11 protein-coding genes are annotated in these 16,414 nt (G+C 50.6%); 6 read left to right on the forward strand and 5 right to left on the reverse strand.

Annotated elements, in window-relative coordinates; genetic code table 11:
* Positions 1-32: 32 nt before the first annotated feature.
* The 5 genes from MUG09_RS04865 to mmsB all read left to right on the forward strand — a co-directional run bounded on the left by MUG09_RS04865 (position 33) and on the right by mmsB (position 6,353).
* Complete coding sequence (locus MUG09_RS04865) at positions 33-1,340, forward strand: aspartate kinase (protein ID WP_244773997.1); 1,308 nt, start codon at positions 33-35, stop codon at positions 1,338-1,340.
* A 207-nt stretch (positions 1,341-1,547) separates the two neighbouring features.
* Complete coding sequence (locus MUG09_RS04870) at positions 1,548-2,057, forward strand: DUF2179 domain-containing protein (protein WP_244773999.1); 510 nt, start codon at positions 1,548-1,550, stop codon at positions 2,055-2,057.
* 300 nt (positions 2,058-2,357) lie between these two features.
* Positions 2,358-3,455, forward strand: a complete 1,098-nt coding sequence (locus MUG09_RS04875; protein ID WP_244774001.1) for a substrate-binding domain-containing protein — start codon at positions 2,358-2,360, stop codon at positions 3,453-3,455.
* 118 nt (positions 3,456-3,573) lie between these two features.
* A complete protein-coding gene (locus MUG09_RS04880) occupies positions 3,574-5,121 on the forward strand; it encodes an ATP-binding cassette domain-containing protein (protein WP_244774011.1) in 1,548 nt (515 codons plus the stop codon).
* Between the two features lie 44 nt (positions 5,122-5,165).
* Positions 5,166-6,353, forward strand: a complete 1,188-nt coding sequence (gene mmsB / locus MUG09_RS04885; protein WP_244774014.1) for a multiple monosaccharide ABC transporter permease — start codon at positions 5,166-5,168, stop codon at positions 6,351-6,353.
* A 108-nt stretch (positions 6,354-6,461) separates the two neighbouring features.
* Here mmsB and MUG09_RS04890 read toward each other — a convergent pair whose 3' ends face one another.
* The 5 genes from MUG09_RS04890 to MUG09_RS04910 all read right to left on the reverse strand — a co-directional run bounded on the left by MUG09_RS04890 (position 6,462) and on the right by MUG09_RS04910 (position 14,854).
* Positions 6,462-7,556, reverse strand: a complete 1,095-nt coding sequence (locus MUG09_RS04890; protein WP_244774016.1) for an ABC transporter ATP-binding protein — start codon at positions 7,554-7,556, stop codon at positions 6,462-6,464.
* 142 nt (positions 7,557-7,698) lie between these two features.
* A complete protein-coding gene (locus MUG09_RS04895) occupies positions 7,699-9,456 on the reverse strand; it encodes an IS1634 family transposase (RefSeq protein WP_244771518.1) in 1,758 nt (585 codons plus the stop codon).
* Positions 9,457-9,705: 249 nt separating this feature from the next.
* Positions 9,706-11,493 carry a heparinase II/III domain-containing protein gene (locus tag MUG09_RS04900; RefSeq protein WP_244774018.1) on the reverse strand — a complete coding sequence of 596 codons (1,788 nt, stop codon included), beginning with the start codon at positions 11,491-11,493 and terminating at the stop codon, positions 9,706-9,708.
* Between the two features lie 2 nt (positions 11,494-11,495).
* Entirely contained in the window at positions 11,496-13,094 is a 1,599-nt protein-coding gene (locus MUG09_RS04905; RefSeq protein ID WP_244774021.1) for an AraC family transcriptional regulator, read from the reverse strand.
* Complete coding sequence (locus tag MUG09_RS04910) at positions 13,079-14,854, reverse strand: sensor histidine kinase (protein ID WP_244774023.1); 1,776 nt, start codon at positions 14,852-14,854, stop codon at positions 13,079-13,081. The genes MUG09_RS04905 and MUG09_RS04910 overlap by 16 nt, the downstream gene beginning before the upstream one ends.
* 245 nt (positions 14,855-15,099) lie before the next feature.
* Here MUG09_RS04910 and MUG09_RS04915 point away from each other — a divergent pair, with 245 nt between their 5' ends.
* A complete protein-coding gene (locus tag MUG09_RS04915; RefSeq protein ID WP_244774025.1) occupies positions 15,100-16,383 on the forward strand; it encodes an ABC transporter substrate-binding protein in 1,284 nt (427 codons plus the stop codon).
* The last annotated feature ends 31 nt before the right edge of the window (positions 16,384-16,414 follow it).

The raw sequence follows: 16,414 nt of genomic DNA on the forward strand, positions 1-16,414 counted from the left end.
TAGATATCTCTATAAGGTGGGAGGTTACCCCCATGATCGTGTGTAAATTCGGTGGAAGTTCGGTTGCTGAAGCCAAGCAAATACAGAAAGTCAAATCAATCATTGATGCTGACCCAGATAGACAAATAGTGATTGTTTCCGCACCTGGTAAGCGGAACAAGGATGACGAGAAAGTCACCGACATGCTCTACAACTGCAACTCCATGGTGCAGCAGGGCCAGTCTTGTCGCGAACTGTTCAAGAAAGTCGCCAATCGCTATACCAACATCCTCAGTGAACTGGGAATGGCCCAAAAGCCCTTTCTTCCGATTTTGGATGAAGTACGGCAGATGATCGATGCAGGCCATGGGGCGGAATATGCCGCCAGTCGCGGCGAGTACTTGTGCGCCCGTATGGTTGCCGCATATTTCGGCTGGACCTTTCTCGATACCGATCCGCTTATCGTCATCAAGGATGATGGAACCGTTCATGAGGACACCTACACAAATCTGAAAAAAGTCCTGAAGAAGGGCGAGAAGTATATTGTACCCGGATTCTATGGCTGCAGCACTGAAGGGAAGGTTAAAACGTTCAGCAGAGGTGGTTCTGATATCACCGGAGCAATCCTCAGCCATGCAGCGGATGCCGATATCTACGAGAACTGGACCGATGTAAGCGGTGTATTCAGTGTCGATCCCCGGTTGGTCAAGGATGCGAAGGTCATCAAGACCATGACATATCGCGAAGTCCGTGAGCTTGCCGGTGTTGGAGCAGGTGTATTCCATGAAGAAGCCATTGCACCGGTTATCGCCGCCAAGATTCCCATCAATGTGAAGAATACCAATGCACCGATGGACGACGGGACGATGATCGTGGGCAGCCGTGAGATTGATGGGCACCCTCTGGCCGGCGTTTCCGCCAAGAGCGGATACAGCCGCCTCACCCTGCGTAAGCTCATGCTTTTCAAGAGTACCGGTATCAGGCATGCCTTGCTTACCATGTTGCATATCTTCGGGGTTCGTCCTTCCTTTTCCATGTTCGGTGTAGACAGCATTGTCTGGTTCTTTGAATCCACCCAAGCCAGCGAGAGCGTACTCAACGCGATGTGTATCCGTATCAAGAGCGAGTTTAGCCTGGACTCCATCGAAGTCGACCATGGTCATGCCGTGGTAGGTATTGTCGGTGCGGGTGTCATGCAGGAGACCGATTTGATTGCAAAGAGTACAACAGCCTTGGCTGAAGCAAAAATCAAGCTGAACTTCTATAATTACGGCTCGTCCGATACATCCATTTTACTGGGAGTACATGCTTCGCAGGCTCAGGATGCTGTGAAGTGTCTCTATCACGCCTTATTCGAATAACACAGACGTTCTTTTTCTTTGCAGCCCTCCCCATAACGGAGGGTTTCTTTCTCGGTATGTAGTAAGCGAAAAGGAAAACTATTTATACCATTCCTAAAATGGAATATATAGATTATATGGATTGACATTGCTTCTTTCTGTTTTCTATCGTATGGTGTCAAGACGGACAGCTGTTCCATCTCCATTATATATATTGAGGGTAGGCTTATGTTTACCAATGAATCTCTGATGTTGGCCTTGGTCATTTTTGCAGCCAGGGTGGTTGATGTTTCCCTCGGCACCATTCGTCATGCAATGATAGTACGTGGGAAACGCTTCATAACGTTCTGTATTGCTTTTCTTGAGTCGTTGGTCTGGGTGTTCGCCGTGTCGAAAGTACTCAGCGACCTTTCTGAACCCATGACGGCTTTAGCTTTTGCCTTGGGCTTTGCTACCGGGACTTTTGTCGGCATGACCATTGAGAATCTGCTGAAGATCGGCGATCAGGTGGTCAAGGTGTTCTCCAGCAAGGGAAAGGAAGTTGCCGCCTTGCTCAGGGATGCAGGCTTTCGGGTCACCGAGTTCGAGGGACGTGGTCGCGATGGACAGGTGATTCTTCTCTTTGTCCAGGTGCGTCGAAGGGATGCAAAGAAAGTACTGCAGACGGCTCGCAGCTTCGATAAGAATTGCTACTTGGTCATCGAGGATATTCGCTGGAGGCAGAACGCATTGCTGTAAATTAAATGGCAAGGTACGCCGCTTGGGGCCGTTCGGCCCCGACAGGCGGCTGATAGTCGTGTTATCTATCGTCCTCCAATGCTGGACTGTTCATTGATTTGGGTTGTCGAAATGCCGCTAAAAGAAGTAACGTTACCGCAGATGTCAGTCCTTCTTTCTTTCATATTCACGCAAGAAACACGCTATAAAAAAGCTTGACGGCTCATTTTACCGATGATAGAGTTAGTTGAACATCTTTTTGATGTGTTTGTTTTCATATGTGCGTTAACGATAACGCATTAAGCTTAAAGGAGGCTGTGTATGAAAAAGTTGCTAGTAGTGGGATTGGTCCTGTTATACGCAATGACCACGGTTTTCGCAGCAGGTGCTGCCGAAAGCTCATCCGCGAAGGGGATGATTGGTGTCGTAATGCCCACCAGGTCTGAAGAGCGTTGGAACAAGGATGGCGCGGCAGTCAAGTCCGGATTGGAGGCTCTCGGGTACAAGGTTGACCTGCAGTTCTCTGACGACGATATTCCCACCCAGGTTCGCCAGATTGAAGATCTGATCACCAAGAATGCAAAGGTGCTCGTCATCGCTTCGATTGACGGCGTTGCCTTGAGCGATGTACTTGCGAAAGCAGCGGATGCAAAAATTCCTGTAATCGCTTACGACCGCTTGATCATGAAATCGCCGAACGTTGACTACTATCTGTCATTCGACAACTATGCCGTCGGCCAGCAGATGGGTGACATTCTTATTAAAGGAATGAACCTTGATAATCCGAAGAAGAAGCCGCTTTTGATCGAACTGTTCGGTGGCTCTCCCGACGACAACAATGCGTATAAGTTCTATGACGGCGCCATGGATAGGCTCAAGCCCTATTTTGACAACGGAACGCTCAAGATCGGTTCCGGCCAGAAGGGTATGGATACTGTTGGAACGCTGCGCTGGAGCAATGAGTTGGCTATGTCCAGAATGGAAAATCTTCTTTCTGCGCATTACACCAATCAGACCCTCGATGGAATTCTCTCCCCCTACGATCCTATCAGCCTTTCAACGCTTGAAGCTTGTAAGGCCGTCGGATACGGCACGGCAGGCAAGCCGCTGCCGGTCGTCGGTGGACAGGACTGTATCGTTGCCTCTTGTAAGTCGATTCTTGCAGGCGAACAGTATGCTACCGTACTCAAGGATACCCGCGTACTTGGTCAGGCGACCGTCGAACTCGTAGACACAATCATGCGCGGTCAGGTTCCCCAGGGTCTCGATACCACCAGTTACAACAACGACTCCATCAAGAACGGTAAACCGTATATCGTTCCCTCCGTTCTCTTGAAGTCTGTGATCGTTACGAAGGACAACCTGAAGGCTGAAGTGGTCGATACCGGCTACCATACCGCCGCTGAGGTTGGACTCTAAGACTAAGTATCCGGCTTCAGCATAGAAGCCGGAATTGCATCGCATGATCGCGAACCCGGTACCATCTGCCTGCGGCTGAGTTGGAATCGGGTTCCGGTCTGTATTTCGGGGGACCTGTATGCCAAACAATTCCATTCTGCTGTCGATGAAGCATATCACCAAGACTTTCCCGGGCGTGAAAGCGCTTGATGATGTCAGCTTGGATGTCAAGGAACGTGAGATTCATGCTCTGGTTGGAGAAAATGGCGCCGGAAAGTCGACACTGATGAAAGTACTGTCCGGAGTTTATCCTTATGGCTCTTACGAAGGGGACATCTTCTTTGGGGGAAAACGTTGTGCGTTTTCAAACATCAAGCAGAGCGAACAGGCTGGAATTGTCATCATCCATCAGGAATTGGCATTAAGTCCTTATCTTTCCATTGCCGAGAATATGTTCATCGGTGACGAACGCGCCAAATTCAATATCATCAACTGGGACAAGACCCGTGAAGATGCCATGAAATACATGAAGCGTGTCGGCTTGAATGAGAATCCCAATCTTCCGGTCAACAAGCTGGGGGTGGGCAAGCAGCAGATGGTTGAGATTGCAAAAGCCTTGGCCAAGCATGCCAAGCTGCTGATTCTTGACGAGCCTACTTCCGCACTGAACGAAAAAGACAGCAAACATTTGCTTGAAATCCTTAAGGAACTTCGTGACAAGAGCAATATTGCATCCGTATTGATCTCTCACAAGCTTAACGAAGTCGCGGCCGTCGCCGATTCCATTACGATTCTACGTGACGGAAAAACAATCGAGACGTTGGAAGTCGTTCGGTCGAACCAAGGTGCAGTATCAATCGGTGAGGAGCGGATCATCAAGGGTATGGTGGGGCGGGAGATTACGGATATGTTTCCCAAGCGCAACAATCCAATAGGTGATGTATTGTTCGAAGTCAAGGACTGGACGGTTCAGAATCCTGACAACCCTGAGCGGAAGAAGCTTGATGGAGTTAACATCAAGGTTCGTGCAGGGGAGGTGGTCGGTTTGGCGGGTCTTGTCGGTGCCGGACGCACCGAACTCGCCATGAGTGTGTTCGGCCGTTCTTACGGTGAGAACATCACCGGAAAGACATTGATCGAAGGCTCTGAGGTTGATATCAGCACAATTCCCAAGGCAATTGCCCGTGGTGTTGCTTATGTACCTGAGGATCGCAAGGAACTGGGGCTGGTGATGATTCAGAACGTGAAAGAAAATACGACGATTGCAAAGCTGAAGAAAATTGCCAATATGTCGGTCATCAATGAGCACGATGAGAATGTCGTGGCAGAAGATTTCTGCAAGCGGCTCAATACAAAAACGCCGACCATTCTTCAGATGGCAGGAAATCTGTCGGGAGGCAACCAACAGAAGGTTGTCCTTTCAAAGTGGCTGTTCACCGATCCGAGGGTCCTTATCCTCGACGAACCCACCCGTGGAATCGATGTCGGTGCAAAGCATGAGATTTATACAATCATCAACTCGCTTGCCGCACAAGGTATGGCGTGTCTTCTGATCTCCAGCGAAATGCCTGAGATTATCGGGATGAGTGATAGGATATATGTGATGAGCGAGGGAAAGATCACTGCTGAACTGTCGGGTGAGACGGCAACCCAGGAAGAGATCATGCGTAACATCCTGAATAATTAGGTGATGTTGTGCATTTGAATCCGGTAAATGATAAGGAGTGTTGGATGAGTGGCTTGATAGCGATTTTGAAAAAGAATGTAAGGCAGTACATGATGGTCATCGCCTTGGCTGTGGCGATGATTGCATTTGGGCTCTTGACGGACGGTATCTTTTTCAGACCGGTTAATCTGACGAATTTGGTACTTCAGAACAGCTATGTCCTGATTCTAGCCGTCGGCATGTTGTTGTGCACGCTGACAGGAAACGTCGACCTTTCCGTCGGATCGATCGTATGCTTCATTGGTGCACTGTGCGGTGTCATGATGGTCGACCTTCAGTGGAATCCGTATGTGGCTATGCTGCTTGCTCTCCTTGTCGGGGCTTTGATCGGTATGTGGCAGGGCTTCTGGATAGCATTCGTGAATGTTCCTCCGTTTATTGCAACCTTGGCAGGCATGTTGGTCTTCCGCGGCCTTGGCCAGGTAATCATGAAAGGGCAGACAAAGGCTCCGTTCCCCAGAGAGTTCCAGTTGATTTCCTCCGGTTACATTCCCGATCCGTTCGGAGGGGCTGCCATCGGTACGATGCATCTGCATCTCTTTACGTTGTTGATCGGCTTTCTTATTGTTGCTTTGATCATTTTCAGTGAAATCCAAAAGCGGAAAAAGCAAAAGCAGTATGACTTTGACCTGCTTCCTGGGGGAATTTGGCTTGCAAAGGTAATATTCATTGCTGTTGTTCTGGTTGCATTCACTGTTGTTTTTGCCATCTACAAAGGCTTTCCCAATATTCTCATCCTGTTGGGGGTTCTCGTAATCGCATACCAGTTCGTTGCATCCAAGACCGTTCAAGGCCGTCACATCTATGCTCTTGGAGGAAACAGGAAGGCTGCAGAGCTCTCCGGCGTTAAAGTCAAATGGGTGATGTTCTGGATTTATACCAATATGGCGATTCTGGCTGCGGTGGCTGCGATGGTATTCACCGCAAGACTGAATTCCGCAACTCCGAAGGCCGGGCAGAACTTTGAGATGGATGCCATTGCTGCTTGTTATGTCGGCGGTTCCGCTGTCTCCGGTGGTATAGGAACTGTGATCGGGGCTGTCGTCGGCGGTCTGTTCATCGGAGTGTTGAACAATGGTATGTCGATCATCGGCATCAGTACTGACTGGCAGCAGGCGATCAAGGGGTTTGTCCTTCTCTCAGCCGTTGCGTTCGACCTGTATTCGAAGTCGAGGTCATCGAAGGTAGCATAACCTTACACACATCCAACACATAAGGGCCCCTGGGATACATAATTCCCAGGGGTCTTTCTCTCATAAAAAACCGGCTCATTGCTGAGCCGGCATTTTCATAACCTGAACTTATTTGATTACCAGTTCGGTCTCAAGATCGAAGAACTTCGCCTTGACCATATCAGGAATCAAGGAAATCTTGGTATCCGGCTTCGGAACAAGCGTGGGTTCAATCTTACCGACAACCTGGCTTCTGGAAGTGGATACAAATACGTGAGTCTCGCTGCCGAGGGGTTCAACAACACTAACCGTACCATTGATGGTTTCGCCATCCTTGGGGGTATTGCTGAAGACTACATCCTCAGGGCGAATACCGAACGTGACAGACTTGCCTACATACGGAGTCAACATCTTCTTCTGCTCGGCGGTAACCTTGAGGCGGAACGTGCCTTCATTCACATAAATGTCGGAACCATCAGCTTCGACTGCAGTTTCGAGGAAGTTCATGGGAGGAGAACCGATGAAGCCTGCAACAAACTTATTCTGAGGATTGTTGTACAGGTCAAGCGGTCCACCGATCTGCTGGATGACGCCGAACTTCATGACGACGATGACGTCTGCCATGGTAAGAGCTTCAACCTGGTCGTGGGTGACGTAGATCATCGTAGCCTTGAGGCGGTTGTGCAGGGAGGAAATCTCTGCGCGCATCTGGACACGAAGTTTTGCGTCGAGGTTGGAGAGTGGTTCGTCAAAGAGGAATACCTTGGGCTTGCGGACGATTGCGCGGCCTACTGCAACACGCTGTCTCTGTCCACCGGAGAGGGCCTTGGGCTTTCTGTCAAGCAGTTCTTCGATCTCGAGGATCTTGGCTGCTTCACGTACACGCTGATCGATCTCTTCCTTGGGGAACTTGCGGATCTTCAATCCGAATGCCATGTTATCATACACGGTCATGTGGGGATACAGAGCATAGTTCTGGAATACCATGGCGATGTCTCTGTCTTTCGGGGGAACATCGTTTACGAGGTTTCCATCGATGTAGAGCTCACCACTGGTGATGTCTTCCAAACCTGCTACCATGCGGAGGGTCGTGGACTTACCACAACCGGAAGGTCCGACGAGGACGACAAACTGTCTGTCCTTGATGTCAATGTTGACATTGTCGACGGCCTTTACTCCACCATCGTACACTTTGCAAATGTTCTTGAGTTGTACTGTGGCCATAATGCCTCCAATTTATTTTATCTACCGTTCACTTTACCCTAGGGGATGTCAGCTGTCAAACAAAAAATGAGAATAGTTTTTATTGAGGTTCCATAACTATATACATGTAAAAACCCATGTTCTTTAATGTAGTGCGAAAAGATTATCTTGCTTTGGGTTTCGGGCCGCGCTTTTTCACCAGTTGAGCCTGAACATCCTGCGATTTCACCGGTAAGGGAACACCCAGGCATCTCAAGATCATTGCCTGCTTCTCTGATATCTCACACCACTGTGTCTTGCCCTTGATGGTGAAGCTGTACATGCATTCCAGTTCCTTTACCAGCTTGCCGTAGGTCATCTTTCGGGTCAGTTCCTTCCGGTGGGCACGCATGGCGTTGCGGATGATTGTGGAAAGCATGCCTGCAAGCATGACTATGAACACCTTGCCCTCGAGGGTGGCATCGGTCTTCACGGCAGGGCGGTCGAACCCGATGTCGTTCTTCACGTTGTTGAACACCCGCTCCACCCCATCCTTTGACCGGTAGATGTCCAGCACCTGGGCGGCGGTGAGATTCTCCGTACTCAGCAGTACGAAATAGCCTAGCTTGCCGGCAGCCCCGTCGACCTTCTTGCAATCCATCTCGAAGACGCACCTGCTGTTGCCGGTCTTGCGCACTGAAACCAGGGCCTTCTGCTTGCAGGAAAACAACCTCTTCTGTGCATCGCTGACGGACAGTTCCTTCTTCTGCACCTTCTCGGTCAGCTCGGCGATGGAGTCCTCCAGGTCCCTGTACAGCTTGGGCTCCTGTTCGGCAGCCTTCAGCCTGTTGTAGTAGACATGTACGTACGCAGTGGTCGGGTGTTCGACTCCGAGGTTGTCGGTTAGGACAATGCTCTGCTTGACGGTCTTGCCATACACAGCATGCTCCGCCAGATAGCAGGTGCTGTCGGCCTCGAAGGTCCCGCGCGTTGTCTGCAGAGCATCCTTGTACACCGACATGTTGGACTTCATGCACATGATCACCTCGTATCGGCACTCATGGTACAGCCGATGGAGGTTGCTGTAGCTGCAGTACCCCCTGTCCAGGACCATTCTTCGGAAGTTGTACCCCATCGCCTTGGTCACGTCGACGAAGTTGTCGATGGTCTTGATGTCGGGTATGTTCCCCCGGTACAGCCGGTAGTAGGCGCACCTGCCCTCGTTGCTGCTGTACACCGCTGCCATGGCGAAATGCCTCAGGTCCGGGTCCTGTTTGCCCCTTGAAACCTCAACCTCGGACAGATTGTTTGAATACGAGCTGAAGGCGGTCCCGTCGAAGGCGCAGAAATGGTCCTCCTTGCTCCTGGAAGGACCTGCGTCGCGCATCGCCTTGAAAAACCCGTTGACATGCTCGGGCTTTATCGATGCAAGGACGGCGCTGCTTTCGCTGCTGCCGATGTCCGAGCCGTAGGGATGCTCATGCGAGGCGTCAAAATAGCAGAAGTCGTCAAGGGCCTCGTTCCTGGTGGCGAGCACATAATAGGAGAGGGAGAGTATCTTCTTGGCCGAATCCCCGCCGAAGACACCCTGCAGCGCCTGCACGAACCCTTTTGTCTCGGCGATGTGCCCCAGTGCATGGGTGAGGCCGGCTTTCTTCTTCCCGGAGACCGAGCAGACAACTGAGGAGAGGGCCTGCATCTCCTTCTGCTGCTTCCTGATCCCCCGGTCCATGCCGTCCAGCTCTTTCTGCAGCTTTTCCACTTCGGCCTGGAGTTCTTCCTTCCTTGACCGTTCGATGAAGAACTTGTTGGGCACGAAGGCGCCCTGTTCGTCCATCTTGCCTATGTACACCTTGCGCTGTTTGGGGTATTTGCATCCAGGTTCCCGGTAGGACGTTACCTCGGCGACGGCTCCGTTGCGCTTGTCGATGTTGATGTACACGGCTTGGTCTCCTTTCTTGCTGTAGTATGTTTATCTAACTACTTCAACGAAGAAAAGTCAACCCCCTTACATGGTTTTATTCATATTATTGCAATGATTTATTCTGATTCCTTAGGTTTTTTCAACTGACTACATTAAAGAACATGGGTAAAAAATATGGGATTATGTTGGGACCAAGAAATCTGAATGTTGAGATTCATGTCGGCTATGTTTGCTGTCGCTTGATTGAAACAAGACAAGCCTTTGAGGTTATTGTATGTGAATAATCAAATTTGTTTCATAGAAAACCAACACGCGATAGATTTTTTCGGGCCAGACACTTCGCAACCTTGCATCAGTGATGGGTATCTCCTCTACCGTGAAGGACTGGAACGGAGTTTGAATCTCCAGCGTTGCTGCCTCGCCCAAGGTGATGGTGTTCTCTTGCACAGTTGGCTTATGCATGCTCATCAGTGTCAAGACGGGTTTGACATCTCCCTCAACCTCTTCTCTGAGCATAATCTCCTTTCCCTTGAAGTGTGTCACCGTACGCTTATACGAGACGAGCGGGCACCCAGGGTCGTAGCAGGCTTTAAGTTGGAGGCTGATGGTCGAAGTCTCTCCTAGCTCGAGTATTTCACTCTTGTACTCTTTGCCGGCAAGCTGTTCAAAGGGTGGGAAGTTGGTTACGTTGTGAAAGATCGACCGCATTGTCCAGATGGAATATCGATCATTGGAGAAAGTTTTCTTGGTGTAGGTCTCTACACCCACATCGATGAGAATGGGCGTGCCGTTCTTAAAGAGGGTGATGCTGCCCGTATCGTTGTGGTTGTGGCTGTCATCGTTGCCTCCGGCCTTCACCGAGAGTGCATAAGTGTCGTCGCGGCTGATGAATATCCCGACGCTCGGATAAAAATGGTCTCTTTCCTGTGGGAATGATGTCTTTAGTGCATGGTTGGAGGCATATATGAGCTCAAGCAAACGATAGGTGAGGTTTATTTGGTCGGGAAGGTCTTTTTCTTCTTCATTCCTTGTATTTCTCGATGCAAGGGCGAATCTTTCAAGCTCTTCATCTCCCACAGCCTTGGCAAAAAGGTACTCGCGGATGGTGCAGCTGCCGGCAAGGGGAGAGCAATCGGAGAAGTTGAAGTAGTACGGTCCCTGTGCATGCATATGGCGGATGTACGAAGCAATATTGCGGATTTTCGGCTCTTTGAAGACATCCGTCAATGCATTGCTGCTTACCTGGTTGAGAATATCCAGGCACAAGTACAAGCAGAGGCCTGCATGCCGGAAATACTGGGCGCCTTCACTGCAACATCCATCATCACCGTAGTCCTTGAGGAAGCAGTCCATGCTGTACAGTGCCTTCTCGAACACTTTTTTTCGAAAGGCTTGGCCGGTAGGGAGCAGGAACGTACACAACAGTACGTTCTGTGTACACCAAACGGTCCAATTGTTCATCGGCTCATCTTCGTTGCCCATCCACCAGAAATGCTCGGTAGTGTAGGGTGTGAAGATTCGTTTCTCAATCTCATCAATGATGCGTTTGGGCAGGAGGGGGGAAACCCCCTCCAAGTCGTCGCCGATAAGGGAGTAGGTTTGTGCAAGCAAGGCTCCCGTCTCTGCACTGAAGAGGTCTATCACCGGCCGATTCACATCGGCAAGAGGGAGTTGTTCGGTATCGCGTATATAGCTGTTGTGGGCAGGCAGGCACCAGGTGGTCTCTTCACAGATCGCCCAAATCCCATCGATTATGGCATCGAGCAGGGCCTCCGATCTATCAATGCAGTACCCAAGCACCAGGGATGCAAGCAGGGTGCGTCGTTTGAAATAGGGTGACTCATAGGCGATCCGGCTGCCCTTTCGGGTAAAAGCAAGATACTCGGTCGCAAGCAGGGCAGGGAAGGCTTGCTTCTGTGCATCAAGTGCATGTGTATGTACCAGCATTGCATGCTTTGAATCGAGTGATTGCCAGAAAGAACGGTTTCCGGCATTAGGCGCACTACGATAGCTGGTGAGAACAGGAGGAATTTTTTCATGATAACTGGTAAGCATGGTCAACTCCGTTTGCGCTCCAGGTGCTGTAGATATTGGCGGGGAGATACACCTTCCACTTTTTTAAAGACTTTGCTGAAGTAAAATGAACTCTCAAAGCCAAGCTTGTCGGCAATCTCATATACCTTATAATCACCGTTTGCCATCATCTCCTTGGCCGCGGCGATTTTTGCATTGGTGGTGTATTCAACGAAGCTGCACCCGCTGTATCGGGAAAACAGGCTGCTCAAGTAGTTTTGGCTGAATCCGAACATGAGTGCCACCTCACCCAAATTGAGCTTTCGCGTTACATGCTCCTTGATGTACTGCTGGATGTTTGCCACCACCTTTGCCCGGTAATCCTGCCTGCGTGACTGCAACTGCTCGGTCAAGCCTGCAGCCAGCTGTCTGAGGTAGGCACTGCACTGGGCAGTGGTTGCAAAGCTGTAGATCTGGCGATAGCCGCCGCCCTCATCAGGGAATGCACTTTGCACAAGGTTTTGTCCATCCGGCAGAAGCGTAATGGCCATATAGAGGATGTTGCTCGCAGTCTCGACCGCTTGCAAGGAGTGTATGTTCTGTTGTTCCAGCTCAGTCGCAATATCCTCGAGGACTTTCGCAAGCCGGGCTGCATCGAGTTCCTCGAAGGCACTGGTAAGACGCGCCTTGAACGGATCCAAATTGAAACTTGAGCCTTCGTTGTTTCTGCGTTCGGCCACCAGAATTGTTCTTTCATCACTTCTACAGGCCATAAGCTGTCGTGCCGATAGGAAGGATTCATTGAGATGATAGGGATCCTGGACCGTGTGTCCGACACAACAGACCAGCTGAACGGAAAAGTAGTTGTAGATGACTTGCAGAGTCTTTTCCAAAACTTGGCGGATAATGGTCCTGTAGTGCTGTACCTGCTCATCGGTGAGACAGAAGGTAATTGCCAGATGATGCAGGTCGAGACTGGTGATATAGGTGGTCAGATACCTGCCAAGCGTTTCCTTGAGCATCCCCACCGTGCTGTAATAGAGGTTTACCTCCGCCTCCTCCTGCTTTGAATGTATTTGTACGTAGCAGACAGCATACCAACGTTCATCGAAGGAGATTTGCAGCTCATGCTTCTGCGTCTCAAAGCTTTGGCGGGAGTCGATCAGGCCGTTGAAGAGTCGAACGAAAAACTTATCGCGGAATGATTGCATGGCGCTGCGCTCAAGCAGGGGGAATGTATGACCCCGTTCGGCTTTCAGCTCCTCAAGCATCCCAAGAGCCTTTGTCACCGAGGTGCGAAGGCTCTGCTCTGTAAGCTCCAGCTTGACCAAATAGTCCACAGCCTGAAGCGTCAAGGCTTCCTTTACAAAGCTGAACTCCTCATAGCTGGTCAAGAGAATGAACAAAGGGATTCTCCCATAGGTTTTCGAGCTCTCCTTCAGGACTGTCAGTCCGCTTTTAATCGGCATTTTGATGTCGGTGATCACCAAGTCGGGCTTCTCTTTGGCGATCGCTTCCTCCAGTTGTTTGCCGTTGCGGGCTACTGCAACTATCTCGATGCCAAGCTCATTCCACGAGAGCATGGATTGCAGACCCACGAGTACCAACGGCTCGTCGTCGGCGATGATCAGTTTGGTTGCCATGGTCGGCCCTCCTTGGTGAGTTTGGGCAGACGGATGATTGCCTTTGTGTAAGAGCCGACCTCACTCTCGATGGAAAGCCCGTATTCCGGTCCGTATGTATACTCGATGCGTTTGGCAACATTGCGGATACCGATTTCACGGAACATGCCTTTCGCCGGTGAGCTTGATGTGCTGAACACTTCCTCGATCGTCTTCTCATCCATACCCACTCCATCGTCCTTGATGATCAGGGTGATGGCTTGGTCGTTTTCTTCGTATGCTTGGAGCAGTACCGTCCCGGCCCCTCCTTTGGGTTCGATACCATGGAAGATGGCATTCTCCACCAACGGCTGCAGGGTGAAACGAGGGATGCCGAGGCTTAGGAACTTGGCGTCGATTGCAGTTTGGAGTATCAGGGTTCCACCGTACCGATATTTCTGAATGACAAAATAATCGTCAAGCAATGCAAGCTCCGCTTCCAGGCTTATGATCGGCTCATCGGCTTTGCTCACGTTTTTCATCAGGCGGGAGAGGCTGGTTGTCATCTCCGCTATGCCTGTTGCCTGCTGCAAGGTAGCCATCCATTTGATCGAGTTGAGGGTATTGTATAGGAAGTGGGGATTGATTTGGCTTTGCAGCATCCGATACTCCAAATCCTGTTTCTTCTTCTCATCGGCGATACGCCTTTCAAGCAGCGAGTCGATGCGCAGGGCGAGGTCGTTGACCCCCTTGCCGATGTCCCCGAGCTCATCGTCCCATTCTATGGAAGGATCACTGGAGAAGTCACTGTGGGCGATGGCTTTCACTTTTTCCTGGATTTTGGCGATAGGTCGGTTGAACAAGCGATTGAGCAGGAGCGTGAGCAGCGAACCGAACAAAAGGACGACGATCAGGATGATTACAAGCAGAGAGAAGTACAGCGTGCGTTCGAAGCGGACCTTGGCCAGGGGTAGACTTTGGGAGAGCGAAATATCCTGGAAGCCGGTGGGGCACGTTACCAACAGATGTTTCTCTCCACCTATTCGTACTGAATTGACGGTGGTCTGTTCGCCGGCGGTATCGAAATCCTGCTTGACCGGCTGGGGTGTCTGTATAAGGGTGAAGTGATTATCCCGAATCTCATAAAAATTGTCCCCGATGGTGAGGTAGAGCGATGAATCCTCGCTGAGCGTATAGTCCTTGATCAGGTCCAGGATCAGGGACGCTGAAACAGCCAGATAAAGCTGCCCGGTTACCTCCGGTGAGGAGGATCGGTTGATGACCCGCCTGATCGGCAGAACCTGTTCGTCCTTCAGCAGAAAGGGGTCTTCCCCGATGAGGCTCCATCCGGCGTTCTGTGTGTAGGAGAGGGGAAGCACCTGTTGGACGTTGGTGACTGTCACGGGCTTGCTGTCGCTCATTGAAAGCCCGGTGTGAATCAGCTTGGTGTGGTTGATGTCGGTGATGATGATCCTGCTCACATAGCTCTGGGCAAGGTTGTTCATCACCTCTTCCTTCACTCGTTCATAGGTTACCAGGGCATTCTGAATGCCATCGGTTTCCAAATAGGCCAATACTTGGGCGTTGGTGGTGCTCCAGCGTACCAACGAGTCGATGGCCACCATGCTCTCCCTGGCTTTCGCCCCGATGAACTGCAGGTTGAACTCGGTCGAGGAGATTTGGCTTTGGAGGGCGAACGACCGAAACAGGAAAAAGCTGAAGGTTGCCACCAGGATGGCGAGGGTAAGCGTGAATGTCACGGTGATCAATGTTATTTTCCCCTTCAGGGTTTTCAGTCGCATAGAGGCCTCCTTGCTAGAGTATGAGACCAGAGTCCTGATTTTCGCAACCAGAAAGCTAAGAGGCTGGAGTATCTTCGGAAGAATCTACAGGTTGAAGGAAAAAAGTACAGGTTTTTCAGCTTTTGTGGAAAATTGTCAATGTTTTGTGAAGCGAATTACATGGTGTTGTGTAAAAATGGGCCGTACCCTTGATGTAGGAAGCGAGGAATATCCTCGGCTTGTATGAACCGTAAGGAGGTTTATTCATGAAAAAGGCAATCACTATTCTTCTGGTACTCTGCCTGGTGTTCAGTTCTGTGTTCGCACAGGGAACCAAGGAAGCAGCAACCACTACCGAAGGCACGACCAACCTGAAATGGGCGTTGTGGGATATCGCATCCACCACCTATTATGAACCGTTGATCAAAGCCTATGAAGCAAAGAATCCCAACGTCAAGATTGAAATGCTTGACCTCGGCTCGGCCGACTTCATGACCATGTTGTCAACCCAGCTTTCCGGCGGCGACTCCTCGATCGACGTTGTCACCATCAAGGACATCCCGGGCTACAACAACCTGGTCAAACGCAATCTCTTGATGAACCTGAACGACAAAATCAAGAGTGAGAACGTAGACCTTTCCCTCTATGGCGGCACCACCGATCAGATTTCGGTGGACGGTAAGCTCTACGGCATTCCGTTCCGCAGTGATTTCTGGGTTGTGTTCTACAACAAGGATGTCTTTGACAAGGCCGGCGTTGCATATCCCGACAACGATATGACGTTCGCCGAGTATGACGCTCTTGCCCGCAAAATGACCAGCGGTGTCGGAGCTGCAAAAGTCTACGGCGCCCACTACCATACCTGGAGATCTGCAGTACAGCTCTTCGGTATCCTCGATGGCAAGAACACCATCGTCGACGGTACCTACAACTTCCTCAAGCCCTACTATGAGATGGTCCTCAGCCAGCAGAAGGACGGCATTGTTCAGAATTATGCCACGCTCAAGACCTCTTCCACCCACTACAGCGGTGTTTTCTACAACAACAGTGTAGCCATGATGAACATGGGCTCATGGTTCATCGCCACCCTCATCAGCCAAATCGAGCAAGGCAAGACCGAAGTGAAGAACTGGGGTCTGGTCAAGTATCCGCATGCTGAAGGCGTTCCCGCCGGAACCACACTTGGAACCATCACCAGTCTTGGTGTCAGCAATGCTTCCAAGAAAAAGGATGCAGCCTTTGATTTTGTCAAGTTCGTCACCGGTCCTGAAGGCGCTCAGATCATTGCCAAGACCGGAACGATTCCTTCCATCAAAGACTCTGAAGTCGTAAAGATCATCGCCTCCAAGCCCGGCTTCCCATCCGATCAGGGCAGTAGGGATGCTTTGCAGGTTGCAAAGACCTATCTTGAGATGCCGCTGCACGAAAGAGCCGGTGAAATCGAGGTTGTTCTCAATCAGGTCCATGACGAGATCATGACCAACAACATCAGTATCGATGCAGGTCTTGCAAAGATGAACGATCAGGTTCAGAAGATTCTGGCCAAATAAGTTCTCCGCAGTTTCAGGTACAGGGATCTGG

It is taken from the genome of Sphaerochaeta associata (assembly GCF_022869165.1).
GTDB classification, from domain to species: domain Bacteria; phylum Spirochaetota; class Spirochaetia; order Sphaerochaetales; family Sphaerochaetaceae; genus Sphaerochaeta; species Sphaerochaeta associata.